This window comes from Gilliamella sp. WF3-4 (genome assembly GCF_001690275.1).
Classification (GTDB): domain Bacteria; phylum Pseudomonadota; class Gammaproteobacteria; order Enterobacterales; family Orbaceae; genus Gilliamella; species Gilliamella apicola_C.
This window is the reverse complement of the sequence record NZ_LZGW01000027.1, coordinates 1-1,822: the sequence shown is the minus strand read 5'-3', so window position 1 is coordinate 1,822 and position 1,822 is coordinate 1. Positions and strand designations below refer to the sequence as shown.

Annotated in this window: 3 protein-coding genes; all 3 read left to right on the top strand. The window is 37.1% G+C overall.

Annotation, left to right across the window (positions count from 1 at the left end; genetic code table 11):
* The coding region (locus A9G47_RS06240; RefSeq protein WP_218057441.1) for a hypothetical protein at positions 1-344 on the top strand (344 nt) is incomplete at its 5' end.
* A 112-nt stretch (positions 345-456) separates the two neighbouring features.
* Positions 457-1,272 (top strand): DUF6708 domain-containing protein, encoded by an 816-nt coding sequence (locus A9G47_RS06235; protein ID WP_065642444.1) that lies wholly within the window; start codon positions 457-459, stop codon positions 1,270-1,272.
* A gap of 134 nt (positions 1,273-1,406) precedes the next feature.
* Positions 1,407-1,822 (top strand): DUF6708 domain-containing protein (locus tag A9G47_RS06230; protein ID WP_176700666.1); only part of this gene is annotated, 416 nt, incomplete at its 3' end.

The window sequence follows — 1,822 nt, the reverse complement described above, 5'->3', positions numbered from 1 at the left end:
ATTTACAAGGGGTGGTGGTGCATAACTTTTCACGCTACTCACTCAACACCACTATTTTAATGGTATGCAAGCCCCATAGCCATAAAACAATCGACCATATATTATTAGACCCATTACGTGTCGGCATAGGTAGTTATCTGGTTTGGGGTTGGGTCAATAACTTTATGTGCGCGAACAAATTAGCCGGCCTAAACGACGGCAAATACAAATGGGAACAAGAAACCCAATTTAAAGACAAAATTATTAAAGGACAAGGCTGGCCAGAATGGATGGTAGAAGCATTTAATGCCACATCGCAAGAAGAGCTCGCTGAAATTAAACAACGGTATCATATAAAACAATAAATTTCAATAGCTTAAGGCGGGAAAGGATAACACCGCCGACTTTACAATAACCGTGAAGGCGTGCCATTAATTGTGACTAAAAACAATAAAATTTAAAATAAGGAGCAGAACAATGCCATCACAATATCAACCCCAAATTTTTGGTTGGATAGGCGATTTAGTAAAAGGCGGCAACTCTCTAACCGATGCCGATGATCGCTTGCTCTATGCCAATGATAACTACTGTGCTTTTATTCGTAAAACAAAATCTGATCAGTTACTCTATTTATGTATGGGTTTTTTTTTCTCAATTTCGGGGATCTTTTTAATTCCATCTTTGATATATTCTATTATAACGTGCAATAGTGATACACTTGTCTATCTTTTAACTCCTGGTTTATTTTGTTATATTATTCTCGAATATTTAATGATTCCGGAATTTTATCAAAACCTTTTTACACGCCGAGGAAGCCCCATTATTTTTAACCGCAAAACAGGTAAAGTGTATATCAATGAAAGCTATTTTTTTAATTTTAAAGTGTTACGTAATCCGCTAACCTTTTTGCATCCTAATAAAAAACGCATAAAAGAATATGACTGGGCCCATTTACAAGGGGTGGTGGTGCATAACTTTTCACGCTCTTCACTCAACACCACTATTTTAATGGTATGCAAGCCCCATAGCCATAAAACAATCGACCATATATTGTTAGACCCATTACGTGGTGGCATAGGTAGTTATCTGGTTTGGGGTTGGGTCAATAACTTTATGTGCGCGAACAAATTAGCTGGCCTAAACGATGGCAAATACAAATGGGAACAAGAAACCCAATTTAAAGACCAAATTATTAAAGGACAAGGCTGGCCCGAATGGATGGTAGAAGCGTTTAATGCCACATCGCAAGAAGAGCTCGCCGAAATTAAACAACGGCACAATATAACGCAATAGCCCAAAAGCCGTTGCAGTTTGGCAAGCATGGGCAAAGTGGTATAGCAATCTAATTCTGCCCTAATGCACAAGATGATGGCGAAATTCCACTCATCATTAACCGAAGCAGGAAGAATAAATAAAAGGAGAATAAAATGCCATCAAAATACCGTCCACAAATTTTTGGTTGGTTTGGTGATCTAGATAAAGGCCCACGTTTAGTGCTCCTGCATGACGATCGCTTAAGCTATGCCAATAATAACTATTGTGCCTTTATTCGTCAGGATCATAATGATCAGATTTTTTATACCTGCCTTTATTTTGTTGCTACTATTTTGGGAAGTATATTAACAGTTGGTTCTTTTATAATGATTTTTTGGTTCAATGATTCTGAAATTGGTGACAAACTAACAATAATGGGGATAATTGGTTTTATTACTTGTTGTGTCGCTTTATATCTATCTATTCCTGAATTCTACCAAAATGCTTTCTCCCGCCGTGGTAGCCCCATTATATTTAACCGTAAAACGGGTAAAGTCTATGTTAACGAAAGTTACTTTTTTAACTTTAA

Excerpts from the sequence above, each read along its gene's own strand:
- A9G47_RS06235 (WP_065642444.1), top strand. The coding sequence starts at position 457 with ATGCCATCACAATATCAACCCCAAATTTTTGGTTGGATAGGCGATTTA.